Origin of the sequence: Kiloniella litopenaei (genome assembly GCF_000982415.1) — a bacterium.
Lineage (GTDB): Bacteria > Pseudomonadota > Alphaproteobacteria > Kiloniellales > Kiloniellaceae > Kiloniella > Kiloniella litopenaei.
Map to the genome: position 1 here is coordinate 124,281 of NZ_LANI01000003.1, position 15,315 is coordinate 139,595.

The 15,315-nt window shown below is 47.5% G+C and carries 14 protein-coding genes; 13 read left to right on the top strand and 1 reads right to left on the bottom strand.

The features are described from left to right. Window positions 1–72: 72 nt before the first annotated feature. The 5 genes from WH95_RS04695 to WH95_RS04715 all read left to right on the top strand — a co-directional run bounded on the left by WH95_RS04695 (window position 73) and on the right by WH95_RS04715 (window position 5,935). Entirely contained in the window at window positions 73–2,016 is a 1,944-nt protein-coding gene (locus WH95_RS04695; protein WP_157845894.1) for a lytic transglycosylase domain-containing protein, read from the top strand. After that, window positions 2,000–2,545, top strand: a complete 546-nt coding sequence (gene moaB / locus WH95_RS04700; protein ID WP_046503690.1) for a molybdenum cofactor biosynthesis protein B — start codon at window positions 2,000–2,002, stop codon at window positions 2,543–2,545. The genes WH95_RS04695 and moaB overlap by 17 nt, the downstream gene beginning before the upstream one ends. Window positions 2,546–2,632: 87 nt before the next feature. Beyond that, window positions 2,633–4,105: a cation:proton antiporter gene (locus WH95_RS04705; RefSeq protein WP_082113982.1), complete on the top strand. Its 1,473-nt coding sequence runs from the start codon at window positions 2,633–2,635 to the stop codon at window positions 4,103–4,105. An 11-nt stretch (window positions 4,106–4,116) separates the two neighbouring features. Next, window positions 4,117–4,764, top strand: coding sequence for a ribonuclease HII (locus WH95_RS04710; protein ID WP_046503693.1), 648 nt, complete (start codon window positions 4,117–4,119; stop codon window positions 4,762–4,764). A 142-nt stretch (window positions 4,765–4,906) separates the two neighbouring features. Continuing rightward, the gene (locus tag WH95_RS04715) at window positions 4,907–5,935 is read left to right on the top strand and encodes a site-specific DNA-methyltransferase (RefSeq protein ID WP_113771990.1); all 1,029 of its coding nucleotides are present in this window, start codon (window positions 4,907–4,909) and stop codon (window positions 5,933–5,935) included. A 134-nt stretch (window positions 5,936–6,069) separates the two neighbouring features. Here the strand turns inward: WH95_RS04715 and mutY are convergent, their stop codons facing one another. Further along, window positions 6,070–7,137: an A/G-specific adenine glycosylase gene (mutY, locus tag WH95_RS04720; protein WP_046503699.1), complete on the bottom strand. Its 1,068-nt coding sequence runs from the start codon at window positions 7,135–7,137 to the stop codon at window positions 6,070–6,072. A 224-nt stretch (window positions 7,138–7,361) separates the two neighbouring features. Between mutY and WH95_RS04725 the strand changes: the two genes are divergently transcribed. The 8 genes from WH95_RS04725 (at window position 7,362) to WH95_RS04760 (ending at window position 15,110) form a co-directional block, all read left to right on the top strand. Beyond that, window positions 7,362–7,919, top strand: coding sequence for a DUF721 domain-containing protein (locus WH95_RS04725; protein WP_052741809.1), 558 nt, complete (start codon window positions 7,362–7,364; stop codon window positions 7,917–7,919). A gap of 111 nt (window positions 7,920–8,030) precedes the next feature. Further along, the gene (locus tag WH95_RS04730; protein WP_082113983.1) at window positions 8,031–8,648 is read left to right on the top strand and encodes a DsbA family protein; all 618 of its coding nucleotides are present in this window, start codon (window positions 8,031–8,033) and stop codon (window positions 8,646–8,648) included. A gap of 222 nt (window positions 8,649–8,870) precedes the next feature. Then, window positions 8,871–12,344 (top strand): chromosome segregation SMC family protein, encoded by a 3,474-nt coding sequence (locus WH95_RS04735; RefSeq protein ID WP_046503702.1) that lies wholly within the window; start codon window positions 8,871–8,873, stop codon window positions 12,342–12,344. Between the two features lie 270 nt (window positions 12,345–12,614). Next, the gene (locus tag WH95_RS04740) at window positions 12,615–12,959 is read left to right on the top strand and encodes an AtpZ/AtpI family protein (RefSeq protein ID WP_046503705.1); all 345 of its coding nucleotides are present in this window, start codon (window positions 12,615–12,617) and stop codon (window positions 12,957–12,959) included. Window positions 12,960–13,001: 42 nt separating this feature from the next. Further along, window positions 13,002–13,712, top strand: coding sequence for a F0F1 ATP synthase subunit A (locus WH95_RS04745; protein WP_046503708.1), 711 nt, complete (start codon window positions 13,002–13,004; stop codon window positions 13,710–13,712). 67 nt (window positions 13,713–13,779) lie between these two features. Further along, window positions 13,780–14,007, top strand: a complete 228-nt coding sequence (locus WH95_RS04750; RefSeq protein ID WP_046503712.1) for a F0F1 ATP synthase subunit C — start codon at window positions 13,780–13,782, stop codon at window positions 14,005–14,007. Window positions 14,008–14,124: 117 nt separating this feature from the next. Continuing rightward, window positions 14,125–14,619, top strand: coding sequence for a F0F1 ATP synthase subunit B family protein (locus WH95_RS04755; RefSeq protein WP_046503715.1), 495 nt, complete (start codon window positions 14,125–14,127; stop codon window positions 14,617–14,619). 2 nt (window positions 14,620–14,621) lie between these two features. Next, window positions 14,622–15,110 carry a F0F1 ATP synthase subunit B family protein gene (locus WH95_RS04760; RefSeq protein ID WP_046503717.1) on the top strand — a complete coding sequence of 163 codons (489 nt, stop codon included), beginning with the start codon at window positions 14,622–14,624 and terminating at the stop codon, window positions 15,108–15,110. Window positions 15,111–15,315 lie beyond the last annotated feature (205 nt).

The following is a 15,315-nucleotide window of genomic DNA, read 5'->3' on the forward strand; positions in this document are numbered from 1 at the left end:
CCCATAGCGACAATTAACTATTTTCTATGACGGCAATATGGGGACATCAGCTGTAATAAGGCAAAAGCCAGCTTGGTAGCTGGCACATGCCTTGGATATTGTGGCTTTGGGGAACTGGGGGACAATCACTTCGTTATGACGACATTCATGCGCACACGCCAATGGACAGTCAATTTAGCATCAAAGGCCGCAAAACTTGCCGGCCTATTCCTGCTTTGCTCATATACAGCACAGGCAGCGACAAAAATTGAAGAACAACTTCCCAAAACAGATGTAGAGATAACTCAAAGCTTCACGCTACCAGAGATTCTGAGCAATGAAGACGTTAAACGTTACAGCAGAATTTTCGCACGACAGGAACAGGGACGTTGGAAGGATGCTGACAAACTGATTTCCAAGCTTGATAACAAGATACTGCTCGGTCACGTTCAGGCACAGAGATACTTGCACCCAACTGCATACAGATCAAAATACAAGGAACTAAAAACATGGCTTGCGGCCTATGCCGATCATCCCCAGGCCGATACTATATACAAACTTGCCCTACAAAGGCGTCCCAAGAACTACAAATACCCCCAGAAACCTGTTCGCTTCAAAAGCGCCCCCTATCGCGCTTATGGAAAAAATTATAACTATCGATCTAATAAGAAGCTGTCCAAATCTGACAGAATCAAAGCTAATCGCCTGAAAAGCCAACTGCGCAGAAATATCCTGAACACACGCCTGTCCATTACCGAAGACGTGCTAAAATCAGCCAAGGCAAAACGGCTTCTTGACCCCATAGAAATTAACGAAACATATGCCAAGCTGGCTGCAGCCTGGTATTATTATGGGAAAGATAAAAAAGCTTATCAGCTCGCCAAAAAAGCAACTCAATCCAGAAAGTACGTGCCATCGGCCGACTGGATTGCAGGCCTAGCAGCTTGGCGCCTGAACAAAACAAAAGAAGCTCGTGATCACTTCTCTCATCTTGCCAAAGCATCCCGAAGCAGCAGCTGGATGCGATCATCAGGAGCCTATTGGGCCGCCCGGGCAAACTTGAAGCTGAAACAACCTCAAGATGTGAGCAAATACCTCTATCAGGCAGCAGAATATCCACGAACATTTTATGGTATTCTTGCACGCAGAGCACTTGGTCTGGACCTTACATTTGACTACCAGACAACTCCATTAAATGAAATCACAGCCAAGACATTACAAAGCCACGCACCAAGCAAAAGGGCACTGGCTCTTATCCAACTGGGACAGACAAAAGAAGCAAAGGCAGAACTAAGCCGTCTGGTTGGCAGCATCGAAGGCAATGAAATACCCGCTTTCTTGCAGCTTACGGAACACACAGGCATGCCTGAACTAGCTTTCAGGCTGGGCGCCAGACTGGCAGCAGAAGAAAAGCAGGAAAAACAAAACCCCGCAGAAAACCGGGGCGTGATAGATGCCGCCCTGTACCCAATCCCCAAATGGGAACCAGAAGGCGGTTTTGAAATTGATCGCGCCTTGGTTTTTGCCTTCATGCGCCAGGAATCATCATTTAATCCCAACGCAAAAAGCCCGGATGGAGCACGTGGCCTTTTACAACTAATGCCCCAAACTGCAAGCTACATATCACAAGGGCAAAGCTTTCGCGGTAAAACACGGAATCAACTATACGATCCCTCTTTGAACCTGGCCCTTGGTCAAAAATATTTAGGCTATCTACTCAACCACAACTATGTTGAGGGAGACCTGTTTAAATTAGCAACTGCCTATAATGGTGGACCGGGTAATTTAGGAAAATGGGAGCGCAAGATCACCTATAATGATGACCCTTTATTGTTCATAGAAAGCCTTCCATCGCGTGAAACCCGGCTCTTTATCGAACGCGTTTTGACAAATCTTTGGATTTACCGCGCCCGATTAAATCAATACTCTCCTTCGCTGGATACCCTTGCCGCGGGCCAATGGCCAAGATACGAAGCCCAGGACCGCTATAACAAAACCTCTGAATCGGATGTCGCAGAGAATGCCAAAACTAGATGAAACCCGCCCCTTCCTGTCCGTTAACATTGCGGTCATGACCATTTCAGATTCCCGGACAGAAGCTGATGATAAATCAGGTGATGTTCTGGAAAAAATGATTAAGGAAGACGGACATAAAGTTTCTGCGCGTTCCATTATCAAGGATGATATCGCTGCCATTACATCACAGCTTCAAAACCACATAAACAATTCGGAAATCGACGTTGTTATCACCACAGGCGGTACGGGTGTAACGGGCAGAGACACAACACCAGAGGCCTTCAAAGCCGTCATGGAAAAGGAAATTGAAGGCTTTGGCGAACTGTTCCGCTGGATCAGCTATAGCAAGATCGGCACATCGACAATGCAAAGCAGAGCAATCGGCGGCGTAGCAAAAGGCACCTACCTTTTTGCCCTTCCCGGCTCACCTTCCGCCTGTAAAGATGGGTGGGGGGAAATTCTACGCTCACAGCTTGATAACCGTCACCGCCCCTGTAATTTGGTAGAATTGATGCCGCGCCTGCAAGAGCATTTGCCACTAGAAAGCTGACTGGTCTTAAATCAAACAGATCCAAATCATGTGCTAAGTTAAAACCACTTACCAAGCGCACACTAAACAAGAGTACACCAAAATATAATGGAACATCACAGCGGTAGTTTAACAGGTCTGGCAATCGTTGTAGTTGCTGCACTAGCCTGCGGCATTGCTATGCGGAAATTCAAACAACCGCCTGTGCTTGGCTATATTCTCGCCGGCGTTTTCCTTGGCCCTTCTGGTCTGGCGCTCGTAGAAGACAGAGACAACATTTCAACGCTTGCTGAGCTTGGCGTGTTAATGCTGCTTTTTGTCATCGGCATGAACCTGTCCCTGCGCGGCATCAAAGAGGTATGGCAAGTGGCTGTCATAACCACTGCGGCACAGATCGCTGTGGGTGTCGGCGGCATGTGGTTACTTGGACAGTTCATGGACTGGAGTTTTGAATTAATCCTTTTCTTCGGATTTGTCTTTGCTCTCTCCAGCACAGCTGTCGCCGTTAAGATGCTTCAGGAAATCAATGAATACGGAACCCGCATTGGTCAGGTAACCATCGGTATTCTAATTGCCCAGGATCTCGCGGTAGTTCCCATGATGCTTTTTGTCAGCTCTTTTGGCTCTGAAGGCGGCATCGGAACATCAGCCTTTATCAAAGTCGGCATCTCCATAGGTATTCTCATTCTTTTGTTTATCTTCCTGAGCAAAAAACGCGGATTACAAATCCCCTTCGCCCGCTCAATCGGTGATAACGAAGACCTCACACCGCTTGCCGGAATGGCTTTTTGTTTTGGCGCGTCGGCTTTTTCGGGCCTAATCGGCTTATCTGCGGCCTATGGCGCATTTTTAGCAGGGTTGATTTTAGGAAACTCGGCCAGCCACAAAGTCATGTCCAAGCAAGTCGCCCCAATTCAAAGCATCTTGCTCATGGTGTTTTTCCTCTCCATCGGCATGCTTTTGGACGCCCAATATATCTGGGATAACCTGGGACTTGTTTTCTTCCTGGTGCTTTTTGTGGCGCTCTTTAAAACGGCCCTCAACATTACTTTGATCAGGTTCCTGGGTGAAACTTGGCCCCGCGCCTTCCTGTCGGGATCTATACTTGCCCAGCTTGGTGAATTCTCATTCATCCTAGCCGCTCTTGGTATTGGCGCAGGTGTTCTTGATGATGAAAACTATCGGCTGGTTGTTTCTGTCACGGTGATATCCCTGTTCACCAGCCCCTTTTGGCTTTTTACCGCCAGAAGACTGCATCAGATTACCCAGCTTGGAATTACTTCTGGTGCCGAGACCATGCGTCTGACCTACGGCCCAGAAGTTGGTGCGATCATACGGACATCCAGCTTGGCGGAAAAGGTCCTGACAAGAACAGGACAAAGCGTTTTGTTAAAATGGTTTCCAAAGCTTCAAGAACGTCTGCTTCGCTGTCGTACCAAAGAAGATACGAATAGCACAGCCCCCACCCAAGATTCGGAAAACATTTCAACCGTCGCCCAAAGTGCCCCTGAAACGGATGACGATGAGAAACCAACAAAAACTCAAGAAGCCGAAACTTCGACTGCTGGATCCAAAGACTAAAAACAAAACCAATGCCTGACTTTTCAAGAGAACAAGAACTTGATCAAGAACTCGGTATTAACAACGCCATCATTGTTGGCCTTGACGAAGTCGGGCGTGGTCCGTGGGCCGGCCCGGTCGTTGCTGGCGCGGCATGGCTGGACCGCAAAAAAATACCACAAGACCTGATCACTAAGCTCGATGATTCGAAGAAGCTTTCAGTCAAAAAACGTGAAGATATAAACGATCAGCTTTATGATCTACAGCAGAGCGGGATTATCAAACTGGCCTTGGGTGAAGCCAGCTGCGAAGAAATTGACGAATTAAATATCCTTCAGGCCTCGATGCTTGCAATGCAAAGAGCCGTCTCGAACCTCCCCCTAACACCACAAGCCATTTTGGTTGACGGTAATAAGATACCCAAACTGCCCTACCCGGCAAAAGCGGTGATCAAAGGCGATAGTATTAGCCTGTCCATCGCGGCAGCATCAGTCATCGCGAAAGTGAATCGTGATCATCAGATGTTTGAACTATCGATTCAGTACCCCGGTTATGGCTGGGAAAAGAATCAAGGTTACGGAACAGCTCAACACAAGGCCGCACTACTAGATCTTGGGGTTACCCCAGCCCATCGCCGCACATTTCGTCCAATCAGAGAGCGACTCGAGCTAAACGACTGACTCCAATGACTCTTTACTTGACTCTTCGCGGAAAAAATACTTGACCGCGACTCCACAGTGACTCAAGATAGGGGACTCGAGTCAAGAGGAGTCTGCTTTAGTGAAAAAGAATGTTGTCCATCTCGGTGAATGCGTCGAGATCATGAACAGTCTACCTGAAAAGTCTGTTGATGTGATCTTTGCGGATCCACCGTATAACCTGCAATTGGCGGGTGAACTTACGCGTCCGGACAACTCCAAAGTTGATGCCGTCAATAATGACTGGGACAAGTTTGATAGCTTTCGAGCCTATGACGAATTCACCTGGAACTGGCTAAAAGCAGCGCGCCGTGTTCTCAAAGAAAACGGCACCCTTTGGGTTATTGGCAGTTACCACAACATATACCGTGTTGGTGCCCTCCTCCAGAATCTTGACTACTGGATGCTGAATGATGTGATTTGGCGCAAATCAAACCCAATGCCAAACTTTCGTGGCAGACGATTTACCAACGCACACGAAACCATGATCTGGGTCGCCAAGTCCAAAAGTTCAAAATACACCTTCAACTATGAATCCATGAAGGCCCTGAACGACGACATTCAAATGCGCAGTGACTGGCTCTTGCCGATTTGTAACGGCGGTGAACGCCTTAAAAACAAAGAAGGCGACAAAGCACATCCAACGCAGAAACCTGAATCACTATTGCACCGTGTTATCCTGTCATCGACAAAACCCGGTGATGTCATTCTTGATCCCTTCTTTGGAACTGGCACAACTGGGGCCGTTGCGAAAAAACTCGGCAGACACTTCCTGGGGATCGAACAAGATCCAGAATATGTAAAGATAGCCAAGAAACGTATTTCTCAGGTAAAGCAGCTTGACGATATTAACCTTGTCTCTATCGAACAAAAGCGTGAACAGCCCCGCATTCCTTTCGGTACGCTTATTGAGCGCGGCTTGCTTGAACCCGGCACGACACTCTACGGCCCCAAGAAAAAGTACTCCGCAAAAGTGCGCGCCGATGGCAGTCTGATATCAAATGAATTCCAGGGATCGATCCACAAAGTCGGCGCTATGGTACAGGGCGCTTCGGCCTGTAACGGCTGGACCTATTGGCACATGGACGCAGAGGGTCGGGAAGTATGTATAGACGTTCTCCGCCAGCAAGTTCGCGCCGAAATGACCAACTAAAAAATACTCTTTAACCACAAAAGCCCGCAGAAGCGGGCTTTTGTGGTTTTAGAAGAGCAAACGATTTGCTTGCGACCATCAGCATTGCTTAATGCGACAAGGATCATTCCTAAAAGCTATATCATTCCTAAAAGCTATATATAGTCAGCATGACGAAGGATTTTCTTCATAACTGTCGGCAGCGCCAGACCAGAAAATTCTGTTTTATGTGCCCACGCTCCCTGCACAGCTTCAGCAATTCCATCTAAATTTTGTGAAATTTTGCTCGTCAGAACTGTAATCTCGAAATGAAAATGTGTGAAGGTATGTTTCACAACACCCTCTAGCTCAGTCCATTGCGCCAGATGGTCAAGCTCAGGGTTACGCACGGCATCACCTTGCTTGACCCAATCTCCCGTTGGGACCTCTGTCATCCCCCCGAGCAACCCCTTTTCAGGTCTCCGCCTTAATAGAGCGCCCCTCTCGTCTGATAGAAAAAGATAAGCATAGGTACGCCGGGTTGGCTTTTCCTTTTTGGGCGCCTTCTTTGGTAAGCTTTCAGCGATGCCGGATTTTCTGGCAAGACACGCGGTTTGAATTGGGCAAATCACACAGCCCGGAGATCTCGGCGTACATATGGTTGCCCCCAGATCCATCATAGCCTGTGCATAATCGCCAGCACGTTCATATGGAGTCTGCTGTTGGGCGCACTCTTTCATTTGGGGTTTTACACCAGGCAAGGGATCTTCAAGCGCATAGTATCGGGCAATCACTCGCTCCACATTACCGTCGACCACTGTTGCCGGACGATCATAGGCTATTGCAGCAATTGCAGCCGCAGTATAGGGACCAACCCCGGGAAGTTTTAACAGCCCCTCTTCTGTATCCGGAAAAACACCACCCAGTTCATCCGCAACAACCTTCGCACATTTGTGCAGGTTACGCGCTCGAGCATAATACCCAAGACCAGCCCAGGCGCTCAGAACATTATCCAGATCTTCTTTGGCCAGATCATTTACCGTGGGCCAAGAAGCCAAAAACTTTTCGTAATACCCCTTAACGGTCGCAACCGTAGTCTGCTGGAGCATTATTTCGCTCAGCCACACACGATAAGGATCAGCATAGAGTACGTTAGGATTAGCACGTTTCTGCCTTGGCGACAGACGCCACGGTAGCTCACGGGCATGTTTGTCGTACCACGGCAAGATTTCTTCTGCGATCATTTGAACCAAAACAGTAACCTGTATTTCACTTCACTAAACTCAGGACACGAAACTCGGGAAAAAGATGCCCCAAGCTGCTTTTGCGCCCTTAACTTACGAATCGGTTCTGTTTTTCCCCGACCACTGGGCTATACTCCTTCCCATCCACAATTAGATCAACTAAAGAAGACACCCTCACAACAGACAACTTCGCAAACTATGTGATCAAGGCACTTCGACCAGCGATGGCAAAAACCACAAAGCCAAAAAAAACAAAAACTACTCAAAAGAAAGAAACCTCAATTCCAGAGGTTTCAAGCCGTCGGCGTAAATCCATGCAACCAATCGCTGCCACACTGCCCAAACTCACTAAAAGAATCACAGGAAAACGTGGCTTTGCCGAAGCTGGCCTCATCGAAGATTGGGGTATGATTGTCGGGAAAGAGCTGGCGAACCAATGCCTACCTATAAAGTTGCGATATCCTAGCCAAGGCATCAGAAACGATGGCACCCTGCTGATTAAGGCTGATCCGGCTTTTGCCTTGGCAATCCAACAACAGACACCTCAAATAATTGAACGCGTCAACAGCCACTTTGGATATCGGGCAATCGCACGCATATCCCTTCAACAGGGACCTTTATACAAGCCCGAAACAAAAAAAGCCCCTGAACTTCCAAAGTTATCAGGCAAAGAGCAACAAGATATCAGAAATGAATTTTCCAATGTAAAAAACGATGCATTGAGAACATCTTTGGAACGGTTGGCCGCAACAACCCGTGCCAGAAACAAAATCAACAAATAGTGAAGAAGGTACATTGCCCTATTGCCGCCACACTTGTCTCTAGACTAGGTTTAGGACAACTTAATCAAATTTCGTAAAATCAAACTTCGCAGTTCAGGAATAATACAGACAATGAACAGACGGCTTTTTATCCGCAACGCAGCGGCTTTTGCGCTCAGCTTTCCACTTGCCGCTTCTCTTACGAACATTTCTTCGGCTCAAGCCGCTGGCGAAGTAACCGAAAATGACCGTATTCTCGGCGACAAAAATGCGCCTGTAACAATAATAGAATACGCATCCCTTACCTGCCCGCACTGCGCAGATTTCCATACTGGTACTCTACCGGAGGTCAAAAAGAACTGGATAGAAACAGGCAAAGCCCGCTTGGTCTATCGCCACATGCCTCTTGATGGTGTTGCCTTGCGCGGTGCAGCCGTTGCCGAATGCCTGGAAGGGGATCGCTATTTCTCTTTCCTGGATTTACTTTTCCAACAGCAACAGACTTGGGCCTTTGGTGGAGCCGCAAAAGAAGGACTCCAGAAAATGGCTCTTCTAGCTGGCATGAACAATGAACGCTTTGAAGAATGCTTTAATGACGAAGCCGCTCTGCGACGCATTGTGACCCAAGCTCAAGAAGGTAAAACCTCTTTCGGTATCAGCTCAACACCAAGCTTTGTTATTAATGGTGAGGTTTTTGCGGGTGGTCGCGACTATGATGCGATGAATGATCTTCTGGAAGATGCTTTGTAATCAATTAAAAGAATCTCTCTAACGGATAAAGGCCTCATGTTTTTCATGGGGCCTTTTGCATATTGGCGAAGCAGCTACTGTTGCAGAAGATCATTCATAGAGTTACAGTTTTCCCTATGACATCCGAAAAAACGGTGCTTACTCAAGGGTTCAGGATATTTATTTTCACAACTAACCTGACCTTGCGGGGGAACAGCAAACCAAATCAGGGATTCGTGGGCATTGGTTCAGTTTAACAAACTACGGCTCAGCGGATTCAAATCTTTTGTTGATCAGACCGAACTTCTGATCTCTTCCGGCATGACCGGAATTGTTGGCCCGAACGGATGCGGGAAATCCAACCTCGTTGAAGCCCTACGTTGGGTTATGGGCGAAACATCGGCCAAACGCATGCGTGGCAGTGAAATGGATGATGTTATCTTCGCCGGATCAGCCACGCGCCCCGCAAGAAATATCGCCGAAGTATCATTGTTACTCGACAATCGAGACAGAACAGCCCCTGCTGCTTTTAACGAATACGATGATATCGAGGTGGTTCGGCGGATATCCCGGGGAAGTGGATCTAACTACAAGGTTAATGGCAAAGACGTACGCGCCCGTGATGTACAACTATTATTTGCCGATGCCGCCAGTGGATCGCAATCAACAGCACTCGTCAGCCAGGGCCGTATTGGTGAAATCATCAACGCCAAACCGACCAGTAGACGTGGTCTACTGGAAGAAGCCGCAGGTATTACCGGCTTGCATTCCCGCCGGCACGAGGCCGAGTTGCGATTACGGGCCGCGGAAACAAATCTTGAACGCCTAGAGGATGTCATAACCACACTGGACGCGCAGCTTCAGGGGTTAAAGAAACAGGCAAGACAAGCGAATCGTTACCGCAATCTTGCTCAACTTATTCGACAGCACGAAGCAATCTTGCTGCATTACGAATCAGTTGATGCAAAAAAAGCCCAAAGCGAAGCCCTTGATATATTAAAAGCGGCCCAAAAAGACGTTTCAGAAAAAACGGCTATTACAGCGCAAAAATCCCGTGCCCAAGTTGATGTTGCTGCCAGCTTGCCAACCTTGCGAGAAACAGAAACATCATACTCCTCAAAACACCAAAGATTACTAATTAATCAGGAAAACTTGCAGCGTGAGGAACAACAGGCAGTTGAGGCGCTCAATAAATCAACCGAATTATTATCGCAACTCACCAAGGATCGCGAGCGGGCAACAAATATCAATGCTGATACCCTAGAGGCCGAAGAACGGCTAAAACAAGAAAGAACTGTTATCCAGGACAAAAACAAGTCGATCCATACAGACCAACAGGCCCTGGAAAGCGATTGCAAAAAACATGCGCAGACGATTTCAGAAATTGATCGTTCGATTTCTGAAATCAACAGCCAGATTGCAGCCAACGAAGCACAATCAACAGCTCTGAAAAGGCGCCAAAACGAACAGAAAGAGCTGATAAATCGTCAGTCTTCTCAATTACGCCAACAAGAAGCACAACACAAACACCTTGTCTCACAGCAAGAAAGTCGCGCAAGTCTTATCGAAGCTGAACGGGATTTGAAAGCTGCAGAGCAAAAACTTAACCAAGCCAAAGAAGCTCTGGATACACAAGAAAAGGATGTTCAGAGCAAACGACAGTCAGAAGAACAGGCCCGTGATGCCAATCAGGATGCCCAAAGTGAATTAAATCAAATTTCTGCTGAAATTCGTGCCCTAAATGAACTCTTGCGGGGCACATCATCCTCTGTGTCTCATCCAATCCTCGATGAGCTCTCGGTCAAGACTGGCTACGAAAAGGCTTTGGGTGCTGCCCTTGGCGAGGATTTAAATGCAGGCTCCGAAGAAGAAGCCGTCGCTCATTGGCATGACATTCCTTTGCGAACAGATCTTCCTGCACTCCCCGACGGGATAATTCCTCTTCTTAATTTTGTGCACGCGCCGGATCGCCTGCATGCTCGCCTGTCTCAAATAGGTCTGGTTGAAACACGCACGATTGATGAAGAGCTTTATAGCCAACTAGCACCGGGCCAAAGACTGGTGTCAAAAGAAGGAACACTATGGCGATGGGATGGGTTAACCGTCCGGGACGACGCCCCCTCGGCAGCGGCTGTAAGACTGGAATACAAAAACAGACTAAAGGGATTGGAAAAAGATAAAGCAAAAATAGAATCCCGCAGTACAAAGGCAAACAACCATTTCATCGCGACAAAACAAGCCCTTGATAAAAGCCTCGAGGCAGAAAAGCTTGCCCGACAAGCACTCGACACTGCCCACAACGAAGTCTCTTCAGCCAATAATCACCACACAACCCTAGCGCAAAAACACGCTAAACTCGCATCGCAGCTATCGGCTGTTGAAGAGAACCTGCAACGCCTCATCCGCGAAAACCTCGAAGCCAACCAGCGACAAAAAGAAACCCTCGCAGAGATTGAAGCCCTACCTGATCAAAAACAAGAAAAAGAACAACTCGCCAACTTACAAAAAGAGCTATCCAGGGAACGAAATTTGCTCGGATCTCAACGCGGGAAACTTGAACAGATCAAACGAGATGTACAAACCCGTCGCGAACGCCTTGTCAGTATCGAGACTGAATTAGGTTCCTGGTCACGCCGTACAAAAGAAGCCAAACAGTATTTAAGTGAAATCGATATCCGGATTAAGCGGACAGAAGCTGAAATCGAGATATGGAAAACCAAACCACAGGAAATAAAAAAACAAAAACAAGCCTTGGCCATTGTTATCGCGCAGTCGGAAACAGAAAAAAACAAGGCATCAGAAATATTACGCTCTGCTGAACTGGAACAAGCCGAAGCAGACAGACAGTTGAGAGAATCCGAGCATCTTCTCGCACAAGCCCGGGAAGCCATGATCCGAGCAGAATCTACGGTTGAACAAAACAAGCAGACAATGGCGATTTTGATCGACCGCGTACGGGAACGTTTGGGCTGTTCCCTGGAAAAGGCGCTATCCATTGCAGATATTCAGATCGGCGAGGATCTGCCGCCCCGGGATGACGTCACACGAAAACACGACCGCCTCACGAACGAGCGTAATAACATGGGCCCTGTAAATCTCCGTGCAGAGCAAGAGGCAGAAGAACTAGACCTGCAAATAAAAGGCATGCTGAACGATAAGGAAGACCTTTTACTTGCCATAGGAAAACTCAGACAGGGCATTGCCAATCTCAACAAAGAAGGACGCGAGCGGCTTTTAAAAGCATTTGATCGCGTCAATGCACACTTTTCCGATCTTTTTGTCAGGCTCTTTGGCGGGGGTCGCGCGCACCTTACTCTCACCGAGGCAGAGGATCCTTTGCAGGCCGGGTTAGAAATAATGGCGAGCCCCCCGGGAAAACGCCTGCAAGTCATGTCACTTCTATCGGGTGGCGAACAGGCTTTGACAGCCCTTTCACTTCTGTTTGCCGTTTTCCTGACCAATCCGGCCCCTATTTGCGTCCTGGACGAGGTTGATGCACCACTCGACGATGCCAATGTTGATCGGTTTTGCAAACTGGTCGAAGAGCTTGTTCACAGTACTTCAACCCGTTTTCTTATTATCTCGCATCACCGCATGACCATGGCACGGGTACGGCGCCTGTTTGGCGTCACAATGAGTGAACGGGGGGTTAGTCAACTGGTTTCGGTTAATCTGGAAGCTGCTGATGACTTGATGGAAAAGAAACAACAAAGCTAATCCCAGTGATTTGGTCAGTTATTTCACAGTCAGTGTTTTCGCGCATGCACAATAAAGCCATTCTCTTTCAAAATCTTAAGACAGGCTAACTGCTGACAAAAACCTTGATCCCTTTAGCTCAGAGAGGATATGAACAGGGACCCATTGGAATTAGGTCAAAATCATGGCTGATTCTTTCTTGACATAACTATGATGCTCCACGTATGTTGCGCCCGCGTTTAACAGGTGCTACTTCAGCTCAAATGGTAGCCATCAGGAAGGCTTAACTAAATGCCGGAACCTGAAGATCGTTCGTCTTTGACGGACCTGGATAAAAGACTGCGCGCGGCTCGCGAGCGTCAAAATCAGGTAAACAAGCCTGAATCCAGTAACCGAGCTGATGCAGCAAGCGGTATGGCGGTCGGTTTCCGCATATCGGTTGAAATAGTTGCAGCCCTGATAATGGGGTTCGGGATAGGATACTATCTTGATCACTTATTGGGGACAAAACCTTGGTTGATGATTGTATTCTTCTTCCTTGGTATCGGGGCAGCCTTTGCCAATGTGGTTCGGGTTGCTAAACAGTTAGAAAACAAAAAGCGTTTTCGCGAAGATCGCGAAGATCGCGCAGAGTAAAATTAGAGGGGAAGGCTCGTGGCATCAGGTTCAATCGACCCAATGCACCAGTTTGAGGTAACAACTCTTTTACCAATCCAACTAGGTAATTACGATATCTCCTTTACCAACTCAGCACTGTTTATGTCGCTGAGCGTTCTACTCGTAACAATTTTCCTTGTAGGATCAACACGCGGGCGTGCACTTGTTCCCGGTCGTTGGCAAAGCATGGCGGAAATGAGCTATGAGATGGTTGCGAACCTTCTCCGGGATAACGTCGGCTCTGCCGGACGTCAGTACTTCCCGTTTGTCTTCACACTGTTCATGTTTATCCTTTTTGGAAACGTAATCGGTCTCGTACCGGGAACCTTTACCTTCACCAGCCATATTGTCGTTACTTTTGCGATGGCAATGATCATTTTTGTGGCAGTGACTGTAATCGGGTTCGCCCGCCACGGAGCAGGTTTTCTTCGTCTGTTCTTCCCACATGGTGCGCCATTGTGGACGGCTGTGATCCTCATCCCGATCGAACTGGTTTCTTACCTTTCACGACCCATCAGCCTTTCTGTTCGTTTGTTTGCGAACATGGTTGTTGGCCACGTTCTTTTGAAGGTCATCGCTGGCTTTGTCATCATGCTCGGTGTATTTGGGTTTATCCCACTCGGCGTGCTTGTTGGTATTACAGCTTTGGAATTCCTGGTGGCGGCTTTACAAGCGTATGTCTTCACCATTCTGACTTGTATCTACCTGCATGATGCGATCCATCTGCACTAAGATCTTTTCGGAAATCGTAACTTTTTTATCTATCTAACGCACAAGCGTTATAAGGAGCTTGAGAATTATGGAAGCAGAAGCTGCAAAACTGATTGGTGCTGGTCTTGCTACTCTTGGTATGATTGGTGCAGGTGTTGGTGTTGGTAACGTATGGGCTAGCTACTTCCAGTCCATCGCACGCAACCCAGCGTCTAAAGACGAAATTGGTGCGAACATCTGGATTGGCTTTGCTGTTACAGAAGCGATCGCACTGTTCTCTCTACTAGTTGCTCTGATCCTTCTGTTCGTAGCTTAATTGGAACAGATTGTTAGGCCGATATTCTCAGATACCCTGTTGGGTGTTTGGTAGTATGTCGGCCTATCAGACTTTTATCTGATCCGATTTTGATAACTGAACAAGGCGTGTAGCACGATGCCACAATTTGAACAAATCGATACGTTCGTAGGCCAAATCTTTTGGCTTATCGTTACCTTCGGTGTGCTCTACTTCCTGATGGCCAAGGTTGCTTTGCCACGTCTGGCCTCGATTTTGGAAGAGCGCGAAAATAGAGTTTCTGGTGATCTGGAAAAAGCAGAACGCCTGAAGCAAGAAGCGGAAGAAGTCCTTACGGACTATCAGAAAGCTATTGCTGATGCGCGTGCTTCTGCTGTTGCCGCTCTGAAAGAATCTGCGGATGAAATCGCAGCCACTAGCGCCAAGCGCCAGGCTGAATTTGATGCCCAGCTTTCGGAAAAGGTTCAGATTGCCGAAGACAAAATTAATGCTGCTCGTAGCGAAGCTATGGGTCACATTAAGGATGTTGCCAAAGACGTTGCCGCTGCCGCGACAAGTAAACTGCTTGGTACTGATGTAACCGACGCTAAGCTCAGCAAGGCTGTTGACGAAGCACTAGGGGAGCAGAACTAATCATGGAATTACTTCAAAATCCTACACTTTGGGTTGGCGTTGCCTTTGCTATCTTTATTCTTCTTGTCGTAACAAAAGGCGGGAAGAGTATTGTTGCAGGATTAGACGCACGCGGTGAAGCCATTCGCAAGACACTCGAAGAAGCTCAAAATCTTCGTGAAGAAGCGCAAAAAACACTGGCTGAATACAAGCGCAAGCAACGTGATGCACTAAAAGAAGCCGAAGAGATCATTGAACATGCGAAGCAAGAAGCAAAGCGTGTTCAAGAAGAAGCTGCGGCTGATTTAGAAGAATCACTAAAACGTCGCGAACAACAAGCCATGGACAAAATCGCTCAGGCAGAAACAGCTGCGTTGAACGAAGTTCGTGATCAGGCCGTTGATGTTGCAATCACAGCAACCAGAAACATTCTGGCTGGCAGCATGACCAAGGCAAAAGCCAAATCATTAATGGATGATTCCATTAGTGCACTTGGTGAGAAGTTTCATTGATCTCTAGCGAGATTAAGCAAATTAAAACCGGCTCTTACGAGCCGGTTTTTTTGTGTCTGTTTTTACCATAGAAAAGATTACGCCTAGCTGGAAAGTTGGTTCCTGCGTTTTATCGGATAAAACTTAAACAAAAGATCCCCGGTCTAGATACCAGATCTTATCGACACGACAATTCTTCTACCCCTCATACTAAATAACTCATCGT

What these genes read in the sequence shown, in the direction of transcription:
- WH95_RS04740 (WP_046503705.1), top strand. Translation starts at nt 12,615, where the DNA reads ATGCCGGAACCTGAAGATCGTTCGTCTTTGACGGACCTGGATAAAAGA.
- WH95_RS04760 (WP_046503717.1), top strand. Translation starts at nt 14,622, where the DNA reads ATGGAATTACTTCAAAATCCTACACTTTGGGTTGGCGTTGCCTTTGCT.
- WH95_RS04755 (WP_046503715.1), top strand. Translation starts at nt 14,125, where the DNA reads ATGCCACAATTTGAACAAATCGATACGTTCGTAGGCCAAATCTTTTGG.
- WH95_RS04725 (WP_052741809.1), top strand. Translation starts at nt 7,362, where the DNA reads ATGGCAAAAACCACAAAGCCAAAAAAAACAAAAACTACTCAAAAGAAA.
- WH95_RS04715 (WP_113771990.1), top strand. Translation starts at nt 4,907, where the DNA reads ATGAACAGTCTACCTGAAAAGTCTGTTGATGTGATCTTTGCGGATCCA.
- WH95_RS04745 (WP_046503708.1), top strand. Translation starts at nt 13,002, where the DNA reads ATGCACCAGTTTGAGGTAACAACTCTTTTACCAATCCAACTAGGTAAT.
- moaB (WP_046503690.1), top strand. Translation starts at nt 2,000, where the DNA reads ATGCCAAAACTAGATGAAACCCGCCCCTTCCTGTCCGTTAACATTGCG.
- WH95_RS04710 (WP_046503693.1), top strand. Translation starts at nt 4,117, where the DNA reads ATGCCTGACTTTTCAAGAGAACAAGAACTTGATCAAGAACTCGGTATT.
- WH95_RS04705 (WP_082113982.1), top strand. Translation starts at nt 2,633, where the DNA reads ATGGAACATCACAGCGGTAGTTTAACAGGTCTGGCAATCGTTGTAGTT.
- WH95_RS04750 (WP_046503712.1), top strand. Translation starts at nt 13,780, where the DNA reads ATGGAAGCAGAAGCTGCAAAACTGATTGGTGCTGGTCTTGCTACTCTT.
- mutY (WP_046503699.1), bottom strand. Translation starts at nt 7,137, where the DNA reads ATGATCGCAGAAGAAATCTTGCCGTGGTACGACAAACATGCCCGTGAG.
- WH95_RS04730 (WP_082113983.1), top strand. Translation starts at nt 8,031, where the DNA reads ATGAACAGACGGCTTTTTATCCGCAACGCAGCGGCTTTTGCGCTCAGC.